This is a genomic window from Luteibacter sp. (assembly GCF_036499525.1).
Taxonomy (GTDB): domain Bacteria; phylum Pseudomonadota; class Gammaproteobacteria; order Xanthomonadales; family Rhodanobacteraceae; genus Luteibacter.
In genome coordinates this window covers 24499-44122 of the sequence record NZ_DASYDO010000026.1, presented here as the reverse complement: position 1 = coordinate 44122, position 19624 = coordinate 24499, and the positions used below count along the sequence as shown (strand labels likewise).

At 66.5% G+C, this 19624-nt stretch carries 20 protein-coding genes; 6 read left to right on the top strand and 14 right to left on the bottom strand.

Going from position 1 to position 19624, the window contains the following annotated elements; all coding sequences use genetic code 11:
* Positions 1-7: 7 nt before the first annotated feature.
* The 5 genes from VGM71_RS05350 to pyrH form a co-directional block, all read right to left on the bottom strand.
* Positions 8-1192: a 1-deoxy-D-xylulose-5-phosphate reductoisomerase gene (locus tag VGM71_RS05350; protein ID WP_331542787.1), complete on the bottom strand. Its 1185-nt coding sequence runs from the start codon at positions 1190-1192 to the stop codon at positions 8-10.
* Positions 1193-1195: 3 nt separating this feature from the next.
* Positions 1196-2014 (bottom strand): phosphatidate cytidylyltransferase, encoded by an 819-nt coding sequence (locus VGM71_RS05345; RefSeq protein ID WP_331542786.1) that lies wholly within the window; start codon positions 2012-2014, stop codon positions 1196-1198.
* A gap of 12 nt (positions 2015-2026) precedes the next feature.
* A complete protein-coding gene (uppS, locus tag VGM71_RS05340) occupies positions 2027-2761 on the bottom strand; it encodes a polyprenyl diphosphate synthase (protein WP_331542785.1) in 735 nt (244 codons plus the stop codon).
* Positions 2762-2781: 20 nt separating this feature from the next.
* The gene (gene frr, locus VGM71_RS05335; protein ID WP_331542784.1) at positions 2782-3339 is read right to left on the bottom strand and encodes a ribosome recycling factor; all 558 of its coding nucleotides are present in this window, start codon (positions 3337-3339) and stop codon (positions 2782-2784) included.
* 68 nt (positions 3340-3407) lie between these two features.
* Positions 3408-4130 carry a UMP kinase gene (gene pyrH, locus VGM71_RS05330; protein WP_331542783.1) on the bottom strand — a complete coding sequence of 241 codons (723 nt, stop codon included), beginning with the start codon at positions 4128-4130 and terminating at the stop codon, positions 3408-3410.
* 239 nt (positions 4131-4369) lie between these two features.
* Between pyrH and VGM71_RS05325 the strand changes: the two genes are divergently transcribed.
* Together VGM71_RS05325 and VGM71_RS05320 are read left to right on the top strand one after the other, a co-directional pair.
* The gene (locus VGM71_RS05325) at positions 4370-7003 is read left to right on the top strand and encodes a M1 family metallopeptidase (protein WP_331542782.1); all 2634 of its coding nucleotides are present in this window, start codon (positions 4370-4372) and stop codon (positions 7001-7003) included.
* A complete protein-coding gene (locus tag VGM71_RS05320; protein ID WP_331542781.1) occupies positions 7003-7722 on the top strand; it encodes a glutaminyl-peptide cyclotransferase in 720 nt (239 codons plus the stop codon). Before VGM71_RS05325 ends, VGM71_RS05320 begins: the two co-directional genes overlap by 1 nt.
* Positions 7723-7875: 153 nt before the next feature.
* Here VGM71_RS05320 and VGM71_RS05315 read toward each other — a convergent pair whose 3' ends face one another.
* Both VGM71_RS05315 and VGM71_RS05310 read right to left on the bottom strand, forming a co-directional pair.
* Positions 7876-8022, bottom strand: a complete 147-nt coding sequence (locus VGM71_RS05315) for a hypothetical protein (protein ID WP_331542780.1) — start codon at positions 8020-8022, stop codon at positions 7876-7878.
* 3 nt (positions 8023-8025) lie between these two features.
* Positions 8026-9330: a NupC/NupG family nucleoside CNT transporter gene (locus VGM71_RS05310; RefSeq protein WP_331542779.1), complete on the bottom strand. Its 1305-nt coding sequence runs from the start codon at positions 9328-9330 to the stop codon at positions 8026-8028.
* Positions 9331-9440: 110 nt separating this feature from the next.
* Here VGM71_RS05310 and rhtC point away from each other — a divergent pair, with 110 nt between their 5' ends.
* On the top strand, positions 9441-10070 hold the full coding sequence (rhtC, locus tag VGM71_RS05305; RefSeq protein WP_331542778.1) for a threonine export protein RhtC: 630 nt from the start codon (positions 9441-9443) through the stop codon (positions 10068-10070).
* Here rhtC and VGM71_RS05300 read toward each other — a convergent pair.
* The 3 genes from VGM71_RS05300 to VGM71_RS05290 all read right to left on the bottom strand — a co-directional run bounded on the left by VGM71_RS05300 (position 10067) and on the right by VGM71_RS05290 (position 13017).
* Positions 10067-10516, bottom strand: a complete 450-nt coding sequence (locus VGM71_RS05300; protein ID WP_331542777.1) for a MarR family winged helix-turn-helix transcriptional regulator — start codon at positions 10514-10516, stop codon at positions 10067-10069. The two genes, rhtC and VGM71_RS05300, sit on opposite strands and share 4 nt — an antisense overlap.
* 2 nt (positions 10517-10518) lie before the next feature.
* Positions 10519-11277 carry an AraC family transcriptional regulator gene (locus tag VGM71_RS05295; RefSeq protein ID WP_331542776.1) on the bottom strand — a complete coding sequence of 253 codons (759 nt, stop codon included), beginning with the start codon at positions 11275-11277 and terminating at the stop codon, positions 10519-10521.
* Positions 11278-11361: 84 nt separating this feature from the next.
* The gene (locus VGM71_RS05290; RefSeq protein ID WP_331542775.1) at positions 11362-13017 is read right to left on the bottom strand and encodes an alpha-amylase family protein; all 1656 of its coding nucleotides are present in this window, start codon (positions 13015-13017) and stop codon (positions 11362-11364) included.
* A gap of 111 nt (positions 13018-13128) precedes the next feature.
* Between VGM71_RS05290 and VGM71_RS05285 the strand changes: the two genes are divergently transcribed.
* A complete protein-coding gene (locus VGM71_RS05285) occupies positions 13129-14697 on the top strand; it encodes an alpha-amylase family glycosyl hydrolase (protein ID WP_331542774.1) in 1569 nt (522 codons plus the stop codon).
* 20 nt (positions 14698-14717) lie between these two features.
* Here the strand turns inward: VGM71_RS05285 and VGM71_RS05280 are convergent, their stop codons facing one another.
* From VGM71_RS05280 to VGM71_RS05265, 4 genes are read right to left on the bottom strand one after another with little or no spacing between them, the layout of a single operon-like run.
* On the bottom strand, positions 14718-14900 hold the full coding sequence (locus tag VGM71_RS05280) for a hypothetical protein (protein ID WP_331542773.1): 183 nt from the start codon (positions 14898-14900) through the stop codon (positions 14718-14720).
* 9 nt (positions 14901-14909) lie between these two features.
* Complete coding sequence (locus VGM71_RS05275) at positions 14910-15830, bottom strand: hypothetical protein (protein WP_331542772.1); 921 nt, start codon at positions 15828-15830, stop codon at positions 14910-14912.
* A gap of 55 nt (positions 15831-15885) precedes the next feature.
* Positions 15886-16155 (bottom strand): hypothetical protein, encoded by a 270-nt coding sequence (locus VGM71_RS05270; RefSeq protein WP_331542771.1) that lies wholly within the window; start codon positions 16153-16155, stop codon positions 15886-15888.
* A gap of 26 nt (positions 16156-16181) precedes the next feature.
* Positions 16182-16745 carry an AraC family transcriptional regulator gene (locus VGM71_RS05265; RefSeq protein ID WP_331542770.1) on the bottom strand — a complete coding sequence of 188 codons (564 nt, stop codon included), beginning with the start codon at positions 16743-16745 and terminating at the stop codon, positions 16182-16184.
* Positions 16746-16996: 251 nt separating this feature from the next.
* Here VGM71_RS05265 and VGM71_RS05260 point away from each other — a divergent pair, with 251 nt between their 5' ends.
* Both VGM71_RS05260 and VGM71_RS05255 read left to right on the top strand, forming a co-directional pair.
* The gene (locus tag VGM71_RS05260) at positions 16997-18937 is read left to right on the top strand and encodes a PAS domain-containing sensor histidine kinase (protein ID WP_331542769.1); all 1941 of its coding nucleotides are present in this window, start codon (positions 16997-16999) and stop codon (positions 18935-18937) included.
* Positions 18934-19575, top strand: a complete 642-nt coding sequence (locus VGM71_RS05255; RefSeq protein WP_331542768.1) for a response regulator transcription factor — start codon at positions 18934-18936, stop codon at positions 19573-19575. Before VGM71_RS05260 ends, VGM71_RS05255 begins: the two co-directional genes overlap by 4 nt.
* The last annotated feature ends 49 nt before the right edge of the window (positions 19576-19624 follow it).

Here is a 19624-nt window from a genome sequence, read left to right as displayed (position 1 = left end):
AGCGAGTTTAGCAGTAAGCGCGCTGGAGCACGCCCCTGGCGGCCCGGCGCGCCTCATCGTCGCGTGCGACGAGGGTCTGGACATCGACCACGGGTTGGGCCGGCAGTTCCGTGAGCACGCGCTCGACGAGGTCGGCGATACCGAGGAAGGGGAGGGAGCCGGCGAGGAAGGCCTCCACGGCCACCTCGTTGGCGGCGTTGAGGATGGCGGTGGCATCGCCACCCTCGCGCAGGGCCGCGAAGGCCAGGGCGAGGCAACGGAAGGTGTCGGTGTCCGGCTTCTCGAAGTCGAGCCGGGCGTGCGCGGCCAGGTCCAGCGGCGCCACGCCGGCCTCGATCCGCTCGGGGTAGGCCAGGGCGCAGGCGATGGCCGTGCGCATATCGGGATTCCCCAGCTGGGCCAGCACTGAACCGTCGGCGTAATCGACCATCGAATGGACCAGGCTCTGCGGATGCACCACCACCTCGATGGCGTCCACCGGCGCGGCGAACAGATGGTGCGCCTCGATGACCTCGAGCCCCTTGTTCATCAGGGTGGCGGAGTCCACCGAGATTTTCCGCCCCATCGACCACTTGGGATGCGCGCAGGCCTGGTCCGGCGTGATCCGGCCCAGTTCGGCGCGCGTGCGGCCACGGAACGGACCGCCCGAGGCGGTGAGGATGATCCGGCGCACGCCGGCACGGTCGAGATCCGGCCGGCCACCGGGCAGGCACTGGAAGATGGCGTTGTGTTCGGAGTCGATGGGGATCAGGTCGCCGCCGCCCTGGCGCAGCGCCTCGAGCAGCAGGGCGCCAGCCATCACGATGGACTCCTTGTTGGCCAGTAGCAGGCGCTTGCCCGCGCTGGCCGCGGCCAGGGTGGAATCCAGCCCCGCCGCGCCGACGATGGCGGCGACCACCGTGTCGCAGAGCGGGCCAGCCGCCGCCGCGGTAACGGCGTCCGCGCCACTGGCAACTTCGCAGCGCACGTTCGCGCCGGCGAGGCGACGGGCGAGATCGGCTTCCATTGCCCGATCGGCCACGATGGCCAGATCCGGGCGGAAGCGTTCGCAGAGCGCCGCCAGGCCGGCGGTGTCGCGATTGGCCACCAGGATGCTGGCGCGAAAGCGCCCGGGATGTCGCGAGATCACGTCGAGCGTGCTGCCGCCGATGGAACCGGTGGCGCCGAGCACGGCGACCTGACGCGGGGCCACGGCTCAGAGCCCCAGCAGGAGCTTGCCGGCGACGAACACCGGCAAGGCGGCGAAGACGCTGTCGAGGCGATCGAGCAGGCCGCCGTGGCCTGGGAAGAGGCTGCCGGAGTCTTTCACCGTGGCGTGGCGCTTCATCAGGCTTTCGAAGAGATCGCCAACCACCGCGATGGCGACAGTGACGACGCCCAGGAGGAGGAGGCCGACGAGCTGGCCGCCATCACGCACGCCGAGCAGGTAGCCACCCAGGAGGGCGACGAGGCCACCCGCCAGCACGGCGCCGTAGACGCCTGCCCATGTCTTGCCCGGGCTGATCCGCGGGGCGAGCTTGCGCCGGCCGAAATGCCGGCCGCTGAAATAGGCGCCCGTGTCCGCAGCCCATACGATCACTAGGGCCAGAAGCGTCCACCAGTTACCGCGCGTGCTGGAGTGCAGGAGGATGGCCGAGGCCAGCGTCGGCACGATCACGAACGCCCCCGTACCCAGCTTGAGCATGCGGTTTTCGGCATTCGGCGCCGCGGCGAAGGTGAAGTGGCGCAGCCAGAAGCAGCAGCCGATCCACCAGGCCACGCCGATCAGGGTCACCACGATGAGCAGGCCCGGCGTGCGCACGATGAGCAGGGCTGCGAAGATCGCGGCGGCGACCGCGGCCACGATGCCACGGCTCACGGCTGTGCGGCAGCCGGCCAGCAGGCTCCATTCCCATGCCGCACCGACGAAGATGATGGCGATGATGACGGCAAAGAAGGTGGTGGGCGGCAGCAGGATGAGCGCCAGGACCAGCGGGATGAGGATCGCGGCAGTGGTGATGCGTTGCTTCAGCATGGGATTCCGGCGTCAACCCGTGACCTGTTCGCCGGTGCGCCCGTAACGGCGCTCGCGGCTGGCATAGTCGTCGATGGCCTCGGCGAGGCAGGCCTGGTCGACGTCGGGCCACAGGGTGTCGGTGAAATAGAGCTCGGCGTAGGCGATCTGCCAGAGCAGGAAGTTGCTTACCCGGCGCTCGCCGCCCGTGCGGATGAAGAGATCGAGCGGGGGCTGGTCGGCGAGGCTGGTGTAGCCGTTCAGGCGCTGCTCGTCGATGTCTTCCGCGTGGAACTCGCCGCGCGCGACGGCTTCGGCGGCCAGCCGTGCGGCATGCGCGATGTCCCACCGGCCACCGTAGTTCACCGCCACGTTCATGTTGAGCGCGGCGTTGCCGGCCGTGCGCTCCATCGCAGCGAGCATGCGCTTGCGCAGTTCGGGCGCGAAGGCTTCCAGGTTGCCGATGAAGCGCACGCGCACGCCGTTACCATGCAGTTCGTCCACTTCCTTGTCGATCGCCTTCAGGAACAACTCCATGAGCGCCGACACCTCGGTGGGGGGGCGCTGCCAGTTCTCGCTGGAGAAGGCGAACAGCGTGAGCGACGCGATGCCGCGGCGCAGGCAGAACTCCACCGCCTCGCGCACCGCCTTCTGGCCGGCGTGATGGCCGAACGTGCGCGGGCGCAGGCGCTGCTTTGCCCAGCGGCCGTTTCCATCCATGACGATGGCGAGGTGGCGGGGAACCCGGTCGACGGGCTTCGCTGCCATGGGCGGCAACCGATGGCGCGTCAGAGCGCCATCAGCTCCTTTTCCTTATCCTTGACCACGTCGTCCACATCCTTCACGAACTTGTCGGTCAGTTTCTGGATGTCGTCGTCGGCGCGCTTCTTGTCGTCTTCCGTGATTGTCTTGTCCTTCAGCAGCTTGTCCACGTGCTGGATGGCGTCGCGGCGCACGTTGCGGATAGCGATCTTGGCCTGCTCGCCTTCCTTCGCCACGCTCTTCGCGAGCTCCTTGCGGCGCTCCTCGGTCGGCGGCGGGAAATTCAGGCGGATGTCCATGCCCATGGTGGTGGGCGTAATGCCGAGGTCGGACGCCATGATGGCCTTCTCGATCGGGCCGACCATGCTCTTGTCGAACGGCTTCACCGACAGCGAGCGCGCGTCGGGCGTCGCCACGTTGGCGACCTGGGCAAGCGGGGTGTCCGTACCGTAATAAGGCACCTTGATGTTCTCGAGGATCGACGGGTTGGCGCGACCGGTGCGGATGGTCTTCAGGTCGTGCTTCAGCGAGTCGATGCTCTTGCCCATGCGGGTCTCAGCATCTTTCTTGATGTCGTTGATCATGGGTTTATCCGATGGAGCGGGTCAGTCGGCGAGTATAGCAGCGCGCCCGGCGGGGCCGCGGCGGCGGCTCAGCCGGCGTCGACAAGGGTGCCCACGGCCTCCCCGCGCATGATCCGCATGAGATTGCCCGGCTGGGTCATGTCGTAGATGCGCAGCGGAAGCTTGTTTTCGCGGCACAGGGCGATGGCGGCGGTATCCATCACCTCGAGGCGGCGCTCGATCACCTGGTTATAGGTGAGGTGCTCGTAGCGTTCCGCGCCGGACACCCGCTTGGGGTCCGCCGAATACACGCCATCGACCTTGGTGGCCTTCAGCAGCAGGTCGGCGCCGACTTCGACGGCACGCAGGGCGGCGGCGGAGTCGGTGGTGAAGAAGGGATTGCCGATGCCGGCGGCGAACAGGGCCACGCGGCCTTTCTCGAGGTGACGAATGGCGCGGCGGCGGATGAAGTCTTCGCACACCTCGTTGATCTTGATGGCGCTCATGGTGCGGGCTTCGCCGCCCAGCTTCTCGATGGCATCCTGCATCGCCAGGGCGTTCATGACGGTGGCGAGCATGCCCATGTGGTCGCCGGTAACGCGATCCATGCCGGCCGCGGCGAGGCCCGCGCCACGGAAGATGTTGCCGCCGCCGATGACGACGCCCACCTGCACGCCTGCCGCGTGAACTTCGAGGATTTCCTTCGCGAGCCGGCGGATCACCTGCGGATCGATACCGTAGTCCTCGCTGCCCATCAGGGCCTCTCCGGAGAGCTTGAGCAGGATGCGGCGATGATTCAGCGGTTTGCTCATGAGGGGTCTCCAGATTGTGTGGGGCAAAACGGGCGTAGTCTAACCTGCATAGGGTTATTGCAGGAATGTGAAACCCCGGCGACATCCTCTGTGTCCTCCGATAGCCCCGCCAGACCGTCCGGCCCCGCGAGAACCTGCGGCCGTGACTTCCGGCGCTTCCCTGATTTCACCGGTCCGGGGACCATCGGCGGATCGACCGCCGCCGGATGTCCGGCGGGGTGCGAACCCAAGGGCCTAACATGCGTACACCTCTCGTCAGTGCGATCGCCTTCGCGCTTGCCGGTCTTTCCGCTGCCGGCGTCGCCGCGCCTGCCGCCGACACCAGCCAGCTTGCCACCACCCAGCTGCCGCGTACCGTGCGTCCGACGCACTACGACGTGTCCGTCGTGCCCCATGCCGACAAGCTAGCCTTCGATGGCAAGGTGTCCATCGCCGTCGACGTGCTCGAGCCCACCGCATCCATCACGCTCAACGCCATCGACATGACCTTCGCGGACGTGACCCTCGTCCCGGCGAAGGGCAAGGCGAAGTTCGCGGCGCCCAAGGTTTCCGTCGACGAGAAGGCGCAGACCGCGACCTTCACCTTCGACCATGCGATTCCCGTCGGCGCGTACACCTTGTCGATGAAGTACACCGGCAAGATCGGTACGCAGGCCAACGGCCTGTTCGCGATCGACTACGACACCAAGGCGGACGGCAAGAAGCGCGCGCTGTACACACAGTTCGAAAACTCAGATGCCCGCCGCTTCATTCCCTCCTGGGACGAGCCCGCCTACAAGGCCACCTTCACGTTGCAGGCCACCGTGCCCAGTAACGAGATGGCCGTGAGCAACATGCCGGCGGCCTCGAAGAAGGACCTCGGCAAGGGCCTCACGCAGGTCACCTTCCAGCCCTCGCCGAAGATGTCCACCTACCTGCTGTTCTTCGGCCTGGGCGAGTTCGACCGCGCCACGACGAAGAGCGACGGTGTGGAAATCGGCGTGATCACGCAGAAGGGCCTGACCTCGCAGGCGCAGTTCACGCTCGACTCCGGCAAGGCCGTACTGCAGGAGTACAACGCGTACTTCGGCGTGCCGTACCCGCTGCCGAAGCTCGACAACATCGCGTCGCCGGGCCAGAGCCAGTTCTTCTCCGCCATGGAGAACTGGGGCGCGATCTACACCTTCGAATACGCGCTGCTGCTGGATCCTACGATTTCCACCCAGTCCGACAAGCAGGCCGTGTTCAACACCGCCGCGCACGAAATGGCGCACCAGTGGTTCGGCGACCTCGTCACCATGCGCTGGTGGGACGACCTGTGGCTGAACGAAGGCTTCGCCTCCTGGCTCGCCTCGCGCACCACCGAGCGCCTGCATCCGGAATGGCACACCAACCTGGAGGCCGTGCTGATCCGCGAGGGCGCCATGTCGCGCGACGCCGTCGCCACCACGCACCCGGTGGTGCAGCACGTGGAAACGGTGGAGCAGGCCAGCCAGGCCTTCGACTCGATCACCTACGCCAAGGGCGAATCGGTCATCCGCATGCTCGAGGCCTATGTCGGGGCCGACACCTGGCAGAAGGGTGTGCAGGCGTACATCAAGGCGCACAAGTATTCCAACACGGTTTCCGACGATCTCTGGAAGGAGATCGACGCGGCCGCTGGCAAGCCGGTCAGCACCGTGGCCCACGACTTCACTCTGCAGCCGGGCATTCCGCTGGTGCGCGTGGAGTCGGTGTCCTGCGCCAACGGCTCGACCACGCTGAAGCTCTCGCAAGGGGAGTTCACGCGCGACCGTCCCGAGAAGAAGCCGCTTGCCTGGCACGTGCCGGTGATCGCGAAGACCGTCGGTGGCGCCACCGCCTCCACGCTGCTCACCGACGGTACGGGCACGCTCACTGTCGCCGGCTGCTCGCCGGTGCTGGTGAACGCCGGCCAGACCGGTTACTACCGCACGCTCTATGCACCGGCGCAGGTCAAGGCACTGCAAGGCGCATTCGCGAAGCTTGATTCGATCGACCAGCTCGGCCTCACCGCCGACGTCTGGGCACTGGGTATGGCCGGCCTGCAGCCGTCGTCTGACGTGCTCGACCTGATCAAGGCCGTTCCCCTGGATGCCTCGCCGCTCCTGTGGGAAGACGTGGCCGGCGACCTCGGTGCGCTGGACAACTACTACCAGGGCGACGCGAAGCGCCAGGCCGTGCTGCGCAAGTACGCCATCGCTCGCCTCGAGCCGAAGTTCGCCCAGGTGGGTTGGGAAGCGAAGCCCGGCGAGGAAGCACCGGTGGCGATCCTGCGCTCGCACATGATCGGCACGCTCGCGACCCTAGGCGACGCGAAGGTCGTCGCCGAAGCGCGTCGTCGCTACGAGACGAACACGATGCCGGCCGAGCTGCGCAAGTCGATCCTCGCCGTGGTGGCCGCGCATGCGGATGCCGCGACCTGGGACAAGCTGCACGCGGAAGCGAAGGCGGAGAAGACACCGCTGGTAAAGGACCGGCTGTACGCTCTGCTGGCCACGCCGGAAGACGAGGCACTGGCGAAGCGTGCGCTGGAACTCGCCCTCACCGACGAGCCGGGCGCCACGAACAGCGCAGGTATGATCTCGGCCGCGTCGCGGGCGCATCCGGAAATGGCCTTCGACTTCGCGGTGGCGAACAAGGAGAAGATGGACCACTTCGTCGATTCGACCTCCACGTCCCGTTACTACCCGAGGCTGGCCAGCGGTTCGATGAACCTCGCCATGATCGACAAGATCAAGGCCTTCGCCGACAAGTACATCGCCCCGACCTCGCGGCGCGATGCGGAAACCAGCATGGCCAACATCCGTTATCGCGTCATGGTGCGTAACGAGCGCCTGCCGGCGGTGGACGCCTGGCTGAAGAAGAACGGCTGATGGCGGTCGGCCCTGCGCCGGTGGACGTTCCGACGTCCACCGCGCGCATCGTGCACAGCTACCCGCATGACCGTCAGGCCTTCACCGAAGGCCTGTACTACGACGGCGGGTTCCTGTTCGAAAGCACCGGCGGTTATGTCGACGCCGGTGTACGCAAGGTGCGCCTGGAAACCGGCGAGATCGTGCAGCGCCGGGACCTGCCCCGGCAGGTCTTCGGCGAAGGCATCGTCGCGAGCGGCGGAAAAATCCTGCAGCTTTCCTGGCGCGCGGGCGTCGGGTTCGTCTACGACAGGACAACGTTCGGCCTGCTCGGCGAGATCCGCTATCCGGGCGAAGGCTGGGCGTTGACGCGGAACGCGTCGCATCTGTTCATGAGCGACGGCACGCCGCGCATACGCATTCTCGATCCGGACACGTTTGCGCAGACCGGCACGATCGACGTCACCGTCGACGGCAAGCCGTTGCAACAGATCAACGAACTGGAGTGGGTGAAGGGCGAGATCTACGCGAATGTGTGGCAGACCTCGCGCATCGCGCGCATCGATCCGTCGAATGGCCACGTGATCGGATGGATCGACCTGGCCAACCTGGCCGCCATGCAACACGTGGACAATCCCGCCGATGACGTGCTCAACGGTATCGCCTACGACGCCGCCCACGACCGGTTGTTCGTCACCGGTAAATGCTGGGACGCCGTGTACGAAATCCGCATCGAATAACCGGACCACATCGGCTTACCTGCGTACGTCGAACACCCGTCCGTACCGAATAACCCGTAGGAGCGCGCCTGCGCGCGACAGCTTTTCGCGAGGAGCAACAGGGGCCTGTTGCTCCCTCCTGGCCTCAAAACATGTCGCGCGCAAGGCGCGTTTCTACAGGTGACCTTTGAAGGCCTTGCCACCGGGCCGCCGCTCGAAGTCGTCGGCGTAAGCGGGTTCACCGGCGCGGGGAAGGCGCGGCGTGCGCCATCGTTCTTCCTCGCTGTATCCGCCGACGACCAGCAGGCGTACGGCGGACATGCCTCAGACTTGCTCGAGCACGCCGGCGATGGTCGCCGTCATGAAGGTGGCGATGGAGCCGCCCAGCACGGCGCGCAGGCCAAGACGGGCGAGGTCGCCGCGACGGTTCGGGGCCAGGCCGCCGATGCCGCCGATCTGGATGGCGATCGAGGAGAAGTTGGCGAAACCGCACAGTGCGTACGTGGCGATCAGGCGGCTTTGCGGAAGCAATTCGTCGAGGTGGCGGGCAAGGTCCGCATAAGCCACGAATTCGTTGATGACCACCTTCTGGCCGATGAAGCTGCCCACGAGGGTGGCATCCTGCCACGGCACGCCGATGAGCCAGGCCACCGGGGCGAGGATCCAGCCGAAGATCGTCTCGAGGCTGAGTGTGACCGGATGGCCCATGCTGGCCGAGAGCCAGGCGTTGACGCTGTGATCGCCTCCGATGGTACCGGCCCACTGCACCGGGCCGTTGACGAGCGCGATGAGGGCGATGAAGGCCAGCAGCATGGCGCCGACGTTCATGGCGAGCTTGAGGCCGTCGCCTGCGCCGGTCGCGGCGGCATCGATGACGTTGGCCGTGGTCTTTTCGACTTCGATCTTCACGGTGCCGCGGGTGAGCGGCTCCTGCGTTTCGGGAACGAGGATCTTGGCGAGCACCATCGTGGCCGGCGCGGCCATGACGCTCGCGGTGAGCAGGTGCTTCGCATAGAACATGCGTTGCGCGGGGTCGTCGCCGCCGAGCATCGCCACATAGGCGGCCATCACCGATCCGGCGATGTGCGCCATGCCACCGATCATGACGGTCATGAGCTCGGCCTGGGTCATCCGCTCGATGTAAGGCTTGATGGTGAGCGGCGCCTCGGTCTGGCCGATGAACACGCTGGCGCAGACGCTGGTGGTCTCGGCCCCGGATACGCGCATCACCTTGGTGATAACCCAGGCCATGCCCTTCACGATCTGCTGCATCACGCCGAGGTGGTAGAGCACGCCGGTGAGGGCCGCGAAGAAGACGATGGTGGGCAGCACCTTCACGGCGAAGATCACGCCGAACTTCCCGCTGTCGAGCAGGCTGCCGAAGATGAAGCGCGAACCGACGTCCACGTAGTCGAGCAGGCGCACGAAGCCGGTGGCGATGGCGTCGAACACGTCGCGGCCGAGCGGCACCTTCAGCACGATGGCGGCGAACACGATCTGCAGCGCCACGCCCGTGCCGACGAGCTTCCAGTCGACCTGGCGCTTGTTGTTGGAGAAACAGAAGGCGATGGCGACGAGCACCACCAAACCGAACAGGCCAAAGAGAACGTGGCCCAGCAGACCCAGCATCGTGACGTACCCCTTCGAAGGTCGGGGGTAGCCCCGTGACCGCTTTAAAAAACGCGAGGTTACGGGAGGAGGCCCTTGCGGGCAAGGCGCGGTGCGGTAACCTCGCCGGAATGAACCTCTTCCTCACCATCGCCCTCGTCCAGATCGTTGCCCTGGTCACCCCCGGGCCCGATTTCTTCTTCGTCTCCCAGCTCGCCGCCAGCCGCTCGCGGCGGGAGGCCCTGGCGGGCGTTGTCGGCATCGCGCTGGGCGTGGCGGTGTGGGCCGCGCTGGCGTTGCTGGGCCTGCATATCCTCCTGCACCAGGTCGCCTGGCTGGAACGCGGCATCGCCGTCGCCGGCGGTGCCTACCTGTGCTGGATGGGGTTCCAGATGCTCCGTGCGTCGTGGAAGGCGAAACCGGATGCGGCGGTGCCCGTGGTCGACGTTCGCGATTCCAGTCCCTGGCGCGCGCTGCTCAGGGGGCTGGCGACGAACCTGGCCAACCCGAAGGCGGCGATCTACTTCGCATCGATCTTCTCGGCCTTCGTGGGAGACGGCATGTCCGCCGCCGCACGCTGGGGCCTTTGGGCGATGGTCACGCTGGAAACCATGCTCTGGTTCTCGATCGTCGCGGGCATCTTCGCGCTACCGGCCATGCGTCGCGGTTATGTGCGCGCCAGCCGCTGGATCGACGGAGGGGCCGGCGCCATCTTCGCCCTGTTCGGCCTGCACCTCATCTTCGGCCGCAGGGCGGCCTAGGGAACCTGGCCTTTTTCCAGGTTGCGGGTGACCTGGGCCAGGCTCTCGGCGAGCACGGCCGGTTGGTCCACGCCTTCGAGGGCGGTTCGCGCCAGATCGGCCACCAGTGCACGCACTCGCTCGGCCATGCGCTTGCCGGCCGTGGTCAGCACGATGTCGACCAGCCGGCGGTCTTCCTCGTCGCGCTCCCGCAGCATCAGCCCGCGTTCGATGCAGGCATCCACAGCGTGGGTGACGGTGCTGGCATTCACGCCGCAGGCGGCGGCCAGTTCGGTGGAGATCATGCTGCCGCGCTGGGCGAGCAGGAGCAGCATGTCGCTCTGCAGGGCCGTGAGCCCGAATTCGCGCTGGGCACGGCGGCCCACGGCGTCCCGCAACCGCGAGCCTGCCAGCATGAGGTCCCGGCCCAGGCCGAGGGTGGAAGAAGTCGTTTCGTCTGTACCCATGTTCAATCCGCAGCGCGTCGCCAGGCTCCCGGCGGCATGCCGACGGTACGGGTAAAGACGCGGGTAAAATGGCTTTGTTCGGCAAAACCGCAGGCCAGGGCGATATCGGCCAGTGACAGCGCGGTATCCCGCAGGAGCTCCCGCGCCCGGTCGATGCGACGATCGAGCAGCCAGCGGTGCGGCGGCTTGCCCATGCTGCGGCGGAAGGCGCGCGAAAAGTGGTTGACCGAGAGTCCGCAGGCATCGGCCACGGAGGACACCGGAAAGGACTGGTCCAACCGTTCATCCATATAAGCGATGGCGCGGCGTTCCTGCCAGGTGGCCAGGCCGCCGCGGGGTGCGCCGCCGTCTTCACGCGGCGTGGGGCAGCCGAGGAGGGCGCGAAGGGCCAGCGCCACGTGGGCGAGCAGAGGGGTGTTAGGCGCTTCGGCGCGCAGGCCGTCGAACAAGACCTGGGCAAGCGTGCGTACGGCCGGCGGGTGCCCGGCTTCCACGTCGCCTTCGGCCTGGCGGCGGAACAGGATGGCGCCAGCCCCATCCGCGTCGGCCGCGCAGGCGGCCCGGTAGACCAGGAGCAGGTCGTTGGTCGCATCGTCGAGCGCGATCTCGGTCAGTTGTGCCCGGCCCCGCAGGTCTTCCACGAGGCTGTTGCTTCCCTGGCGGTCGCCGCGGTCGATGGCGGCGGAGCGCTGGGCGAGGTCGACAATGACCGTGGGGAAGTCGGCACGGCCAATGCTGCAAACGGGTTCGGCGCGGTACATGGGCCGATCCTTTCGAGGTATCGGAGGAGGAGCCAAGCATTGCGCATGCAAGGATCGGCAACTACCCCCTTAAGAGGTAGCCCGTCAAATCCCATCGATTTCCTCGCGGTCGAGGATGTAGCCCAGGCCACCCTCGCGGAACCAGCGGTAACCGTAGGGCTCCAGCATGATGTGGTGATGGCCGTGGTCCTCGGGCTTGCTGTGGTCGTCCGACAGGAGGTTGGTCAGCTGGTCCGGCCCTGCGAAGTCCGCCTCGACGGGTGCATCCGAGAGGTTATGCAGGAACAGCACCGCGTTTCCACGCCAGGTGTAGCGCAGCATCAGCACGGCGTTGTCATCGAGCGGTAACACCTCGAAATCGCCCCATGAGACTTCGGGGATCTCCTTGCGCATGCGGATGATGCGTTCCATCCAGTTGAGCAGCGATCCCGGGTCGCGCCGTTGCTGGGCCACGTTGACGTGCGTGTAGCCGAACGGGCCTTCCGAGATCACGGTCTTCCCGCCGCGGTGTAGCCGGGTGAAACCGCCATAGGGCTCCGTGGACCATTGCATGGGCGTGCGCGCGCACTCGCGTTCGGGCAGCGAAAGGTCATCGCCCATGCCGATCTCGTCGCCGTAGCGCAGTACCGGTGTGCCGGGCAGGGTGAAGAGCAGGCTGTATGCAAGTTCAATGCGGCGACGGTCGTTGCGCAGCATCGGCGCAAGCCGCCGGCGGATGCCGCGGTCGTAGAGCTGCATATCCTTCCCGGGGCCGAATTCCGCGAAGACGCGGTCGCGCTGCGTGGGTGTGAGGCGGCCGAGGTCGAGCTCGTCGTGGTTGCGCAGGAACTGCGCCCACTGTGCAGTGGCCGGGCGTGGGCGGGTCTTTTGCAATGCACCCGCCAGCGAGCGCACGTCGGCGGAGGCCAGTGCATGGAACAGGTGCTGGTTCACCTGGAAGTTGAACATCATTTGCAGGCGGTCGCCGTCGTCGCCGAAGTACTCCATGTCATCGCGTGGTAGCACGTTCGCTTCGGCGAGGATCACCGCGTCGCCCTGACGCCATTGCAGCAACTCGCGGAAGCTGCGCAGCATGTCGAACTGCTCCTTCGGCCGCTTGATGCCGGCGCCCTTGGTGGCGATGACGAAGGGCACGGCGTCCATGCGGAATCCCGACACGCCGAGCTGCGTCCAGAATCCCATGATCTTCAGGATTTCCGCCTGTACGTACGGGTTGGACGTGTTGAGGTCCGGCTGGAACTGGTAGAAACGGTGGAAATACCAGGCCTTCGCGGTCTTCTCATAGCTCCACGTACTTTTTTGCACGCCGGGAAAGACCATGCCCTGGCCGGCGTTGTCCGGGCGGGTCTTCGACCAGACGTACCAGTCGCGGTATTTCGACGAGGGATCGCGACAGGCTTCGCGGAACCAGGGGTGGTGGTCCGAGGTATGGTTCACCACCAGGTCGATCATCACGCGCATGCCACGCTGGTGCGCCGCGTGGGTGAACTCCACGAAGTCGCCCAGGGTGCCGTAGCGCGGGTCCACGTTGTAGTAATCGCTGATGTCGTACCCGCCGTCCCTGCCCGGGGAGGTCTGGAACGGCATCAGCCACAACGCCGTCACGCCCAGGCCTTGCAGATAGGCCAGGCGCCGGCCCAGTCCCTGGAAATCGCCCACGCCATCGCCGTTGGAGTCCTGGAAGGAATCCACGGAGAGGCAGTAGACGACGGCGTTCTTGTACCAGAGGTCGTTGATCATGACGGCATCCGGGATGGGTGATATGCCGAAGGCTAAGGGAGGGTGCGTGAAGGCATTTCGTACACGTGCCGCGGGACAAGCTTCGTGTGGGAGTGGTCGACTGGAGGGACTGTGGAAGATTCGTGGTGGCGCGATGGCGTCGTGTATCAGGTTTATCCCCGTTCCTTCGCCGATACGAACGGGGACGGCATCGGCGACCTCGCCGGGATACGCTGCAAGCTGCCTTACCTCGCCGGGCTTGGCGTGGCCGCATTGTGGATATCTCCCATCTATCCCTCGCCCATGGCCGACTTCGGCTACGACGTGAGCGACTACCGCGGCATCGATCCACTGTTCGGCGACATCGCCGGCATGGACGCGCTGATCGCGGACGCCCATGCGCTGGGGCTGAAGGTGATCCTCGACTTCGTGCCGAACCATAGCTCCGACGAACATCCCTGGTTCCGCGAAAGCCGCCGCTCGCGCGATAACGTCTTCCGCGACTGGTACATCTGGCGAGACCCGGCGGCGGATGGCGGGCCGCCAAACAACTGGCTGTCCAATTTCGGCGGCAGCGCGTGGACCTTCGATCCGCTCAGCGGGCAGTACTACCTGCACCTTTTCCTCGACAGGCAGCCGGACCTCAACTGGCGCAACCCGGTGCTGCGCGAGGCGATGTACGAATCGATGCGCTTCTGGATGCGGCGCGGCGTGGATGGGTTCCGCGTGGACGTGATCTACCACGTCATGAAGGACGCCGAATTCCGCGACAACCCGCCCAACCCTGCCTACCGGGCGGGCATCGATGCCGAGGCGCATCGCTTCCTGCCTTTGCACACGTCAGACATACCGGAAACCCAGGGTATCGTCGCCGCCATGCGTTCCGTCGTGGATGAGTTCCCGGACCGCGTGCTGATCGGCGAGCTATACCTTCCCCTGGAACGCATCGTCGCCTACTACGGCGAGAATCTTTCCGGGGCGCAACTGCCGTTCAACTTCCTGCTGATCAGCACGCACTGGGATGCATCGACCATCGCGGGGCTGATCAGGCGTTACGAGGCCGCCCTGCCGTCCGGCGGGTGGCCCAACTGGGTACTGGGCAATCATGACAAGCCGCGGATCGCGTCCCGCGTGGGTACCGCGCAGGCGCGCGTCGCCGCCGTGTTGCTGCTCACGTTGCGAGGCACCCCCACGATGTACTACGGCGACGAGATAGGCATGCACGACGTGGTCATGCCGTTCGAGGAGGTGCGCGATCGGTTTGAACTGAACGAGCCGCACAAGGGATTGGGCAGGGATCCGCAGCGGACACCCATGCGCTGGTTTCCGTGCGAGGGAGCGGGGTTCACGCGGGGCAGGCCGTGGCTGCGTATCGGCGACGACGTCGCTACCTGCAATGTGGCTACGCAATCGGCGGACCCGCAATCGATGCTGTCGTTGTACAAGGCGTTGCTGCGGTTGCGGCGGGAGACGCCTGCCCTTCACCGGGGGAATATCCACGTGCTGGAGGCAAGCGAAGCGGTGCTCGTTTACTCACGCGAGTGCGAACGCAGGCGCCTGGTGGTGGCGCTCAATTTTACCGAGGCGCCGGCACCGCTGCCCATGACGGAACCGCCCGGGGCTGTCATCCTTTCGACGCACGGGGACAACATGGCGCACGGACCGCTTCGCCCAAGCGAAGCGAGGATCTACGACACGTAACCGTGCGCGCAGCGGTGTGGTCAGAAGACCCAGCGGAGGAGGGCCACGAGCGCCACGAGGATGGCCGCCAGGATGACGACATGGCGCAGGTACGCGCCGCCGGAGATGCCCCCGTCATAGCTGGCGTCGTCATAATCGTGCGATGCGTCGCGCGGGTGGCGGACGAAGGGCAGGCGCAGGCGTTTGCGGCGTTTGGATGACATGGCCTTATCTTACGTCCCCGTACCGACCCGGGAGGTGTTCTTCAGCTCCTCGAGGATTTCCGGTCCGCGCACGTCGATGTGGTCCAGGTTGTTCACGTAGAAGCGGACGAAGGGCTTCTCCGCATCCTTCGGCATCCACGGCTTGGCCCATGCGAAGGCCACGCAATAGCCGTCCGCTTCCTCGATGAGCTTGTCCAGCCGTGCCCGCAGCAGCTTGCGTACCGGATAAGCATCGATGTCCTTCGCGGTAAGCGTGATCGTCGGCCGCAGTTCGGCGTCCCCATGACGGAAGGGGCGCGAGAAGCGGAGGTAATAGCCACCTTCCTTCGTCCCCCGGATGGATGCCGTGCCCCACCACACCGCGCGGGTGGCGAGCAGGTCGGCCACCTTCTGCCGATAGATGTTACGGAACAGCGCCTCGTAGGTCGTGGCTTCTCCACCGATCTCGACGGTGGCTTCGGCCAGGTCCTTGTCGCGTCGGTGCTCCAGGAACTTCTGCACCAGCGACGAGAGACGGTAGTAATGGCTGGCGCGCGGTGTCGGGCCGGCCGCCGGGGCCGACGAAACGTGTCGAGCCGGGGTCACGGTGGCCGACCGTTTCTCCCGCGCCGCTTTCGCGTGGAAGTGGCCCGCGGGGCGCTCGGCCTCGAAGACATCCGGCCGCTTCACCGCCTTCGTCTCGCCACGGCCATGCGCAACCTCGCAGGTGGCCGCGTGGTCTTCGAGCCGGTACGAACGGAAGTAAGGGCGGATCCGGAGGTTCTGCCCGGGCTTGTCTAGGCAGGCGCAGATCAGCGGCGCCGCGCAGCCGGTGCCGACACAGCTGAAGCGCGCGTCGCGGTCGAGCAGGTCGGCCCAGTAGAGTTCGTAGGCGCGCTCGGCGGTAAGCCGTTCGCCTCGGTCGGGGGTGGTGGCTTCTTCGATCGACACGTGGTGGCCCGGGGTCGGTTTCGTCCGACTTTACCGCGGACCGGAAAAAAAGGGCTCAGAAGGGGGCGAATACCGGGGCCGGTTCCAGGCCGAGGTCGCGACTCACCCCGCGAAGGAACGCCAGGACTTCCTCGTGACGACCGCAGGCGACGAGGGTTTCAGCCGTCTGCTGGCCCAGCGCGGCGATAGGATCGCCGCGATACCACGCGATGCGCGCGAATTCGTCAGGCTCGACGCGCGCTGCTTCATGCAGGACATGCCACGCGTGGGCATGGTGCGCATCGAGCCGAATGACGGAACGGATATCCACGATCCTGGCATGCATGCGAGCACCTCGGTGAAGCTGTCCGGTCACGCTTCCTGCCAGCGCGACCGCCGCCACTGGCTCGGGCTCTGCCCTACCAGCCGGCGAAAAAGGTTGCACAGGTGCGCCTGGTCGGACAGGCCGCAGGCCAGGGCGATCTGGCTCAGCGGCTCCCGCGTCTGCAGCATCAGCGACTGCGCGCGTTCCACGCGGCGGCGCATGATGTAGGCATGCGGCGGATCGCCGAAGCTGTCCTTGAACGCGCGGCAGAAGTAGCTGCTCGACAGTCCGGCAATCGCGGCCAGCTGGTCGATGGTGATCGAATAACCCAGGTTCTGGTCCACGTGCGCGGCCACGCGGCGCGCCTGCCATGGCGCCAGCCCTGCGCCCACGCGGCGGCGAAGCGTCACGGGCCGTTCGGCCGGGGCCCGTTCGCGCTCCAGTAGCGCGGCCACCCGGGCTACGCAGGCCCGGGTGGTGGCAAGATCGGTCCCGGCAGCGGTCAGCGCCTGTTCGAGTAGCCGGGTTACATTGCCTTCCTCGTCCGCGGGGGGAAGGGCTAAGGGGGGCATGCCATGCACGGCCCCGGGGACGTTAAGTTCGATGCGCATCTGCGTCTGCTCCACGGCGGCGATGGGCGGGACTGCCCACGGCGACGAGCTTATGTGCGATGCGGATCGGACCGAAATTCTACATTCGGTCGGGGCGCTGCATACCAAAGGGTTAGTCGATAGTTTGTCGATTTCTTGTAGCGTCCGTACCGTAACGGTCAAAAACCATCACCGCTGTGCAAGACAGACGGCATGGGGTTCCGAAACACTCCACGCTCATTCTGTACAAGACACTCGATCCGGACGGTCCGATGACGCGATACCGGCCCCTGCACACCCAGGCCTATGCACCCGTGACGCGTCCGCGGCGGCTCGTGGCCGGCTTGCTGATGGTCGCGGGGGCCCTGCTGGCACTGGGCGTTTTCCTGGTGGACACCCTCACGCCCCTGCAGAGCGCGGTGGCGGTGGTTTACGTGGTGGTGGTGGTGCTCGTGGCCGCCAGCGGCAGCCGCCGCGCGATCGTCGGCGCGGTACTGGGCTGCATGATCCTCACCGCGGTGGCCCACCTGCGCGGCCACGGTGTCGTGGCGATGGACTCCTCCATCCTGCGCTGCGCGGTAAGCCTTGGGGCGATCGCCGTCACCGGCGTGCTGACGCTGCGGAACCGCGAGCGCATGATCACCATTGCGGGCCAGGCCCGGCTGATCGAACTGACCCACGATTCGATCTTCGTCCGCGACATGGGCGACGTCATCGTGCTCTGGAACGGCGGCGCCGAGCAGTTGTACGGCTGGACGGCGCATGAGGCGTTGGGGCGCCGGGCGAGCGACCTGCTGGGCACTGCCTTCCCGGGCGACCACGCCGAGGTGGACGCCGCGCTGTTCGGCACGGGCCGCTGGGAGGGCGAGGTGTTCCAGCGCCATCGCGACGACCGGATCGTGATCGTCGAAGCGCGTTGCGCGCTGCTGCGCGACGAGTATGGCAAGCCCCGGGTGATCCTGGAGGCGGGTACCGACGTGACCGGTCGCCGCGCCGCCGCGGCCGCGCTGGCGGAAAGCGAGCGCCGCTACCGCAGCATGTTCGAAAACGCGCGGTTCTCTTTCTGGGAGCAGGACTATTCGATGGCGATGGACCGGGTCCGTGCCCTGCGCGAGCAGGGCGTGACGGATCTTGTCGCCTACGTCGAGGCGCATCCGGATTTCGTGGCCGAAGTCTGCGCGGCCACCCGCATCGTGGACGTGAACCAGGCCACGGCCAACATGCTGGGAGCGCGGCGGCGCGAAGACTTGATCGGTCCACTCTCCCGCGTGCTGGCGCCTTCGCAGCGGACCTTCGGCCGGGTGCTCGCGACGATCGAGAGTGGCGGCGTGGTCGAAGGCGAGACCCAGATGGTGAACCTGGCCGGCGAGTCACTGACCGTACTGTTCGCGTTGAACATGCCGTTGGGGCCCACGCGCTGGGATCGCGTGCTCGTCAGCGTCGTCGACATCACCGACCGCAAGCGCGCGGAGCGAGCTCTCATCGCGGTGCAGGCGGAGCTGGCCCAGGCCGCACGTATCACCGCCCTTGGGGAAATGAGCGCTTCCATCGCCCATGAGGTGAACCAGCCGCTGGCCGCGATCGTCACCCATGGGGAAGCCAGTCTGCGCTGGTTGCGCCGGGCCGATCCGGACCTCGGCGAAGCCTGCGATGCCATTGAGCGCGTGGTGCGCGACGCACGCCGCGCCAGCGAGGTGGTGCATCGCGTGCGCAGCCTGGCGAGCAAGGAGCCGCGCCAACACGCTTACTTCGACCTCGCCGCGCTGGTCGAGGAGTGCGCGCAACTGCTCGACGGCGAACTCGTCCTGCACCGTATAGAACTGACACTGGACATCGCTCGCGATGCGCCCACGCCTCGCGGCGACCGCGTGCAGCTGCAACAGGTGATCGTGAACCTGATGGCGAACGCGATCCGTGCCATGTCCGAAACGGCCGGCCCGCATCGCCTCCTCGTGCGTGCCCGTGACGACGTAGCCGATGGCCTGCTCGTGGAGGTGGAAGATAACGGCACGGGCATTCCCGAGCACATCGCGCCGCACCTGTTCGATGCCTTCGTCACCACGCGTGGCGATGGCATGGGCATGGGCCTTGCCATCAGCCGTTCGACGGTGGAGTCCCACGGGGGCAGGTTGTGGGCGACGAACCGTCCCGGTGGCGGTGCCACTTTCCACTTCACCTTGCCGCTCGTGCTGGCTGAGGAGGTCCGGGCATGACGCGCGCCACCACCGCCAGCCATCCGGTGCCCGATCCGATCGTCTGCGTGGTGGACGACGATGCATCGGTGCGGGAGGCACTTGCCTCATTGTTTCGCTCGGTGGGGTTGGCTGTGGCGACGTTCGGAAGTGCCGCAGACTTCCTCGCCCGCGACGATGCCGACGCACCGGGTTGCCTCGTGCTCGATGTCCGCCTGCCCGGCGTCAGCGGGCTCGACTTCCAGGCGCAGCTGGCCGCGATGGACAACCATCTGCCTATCATCTTCATGACCGGGCATGGCGACATCCCGATGTCCGTGCGCGCGATGAAGGCCGGGGCCCTGGATTTTCTTGCGAAGCCCTTCCGCGACCAGGACATGCTGGATGCCGTGACCAGCGCCATCGAGCGCGATGCCGCCGACCGGCGGGATGCGGTTGCCCTCCACGCCTTGCGCACCGCGTACGCGTCGCTCACGCCCCGCGAGCGGGAGGTGATGGCGCATGTGACGGCTGGGCTCATGAACAAACAGGTGGGTGGCCTGCTCGGTTTGTCTGAAATCACCGTGAAGATCCACCGCGGCAACGTGATGCGAAAGATGCGCGCGAAGTCTCTGGCGCAACTGGTGAAACAGGCCGAGGCCCTGGCGATCCGTTCTTGAACCACACTTCCGTATGATTCCCATCCGGCATGGCGCGGCGCACTGTAAC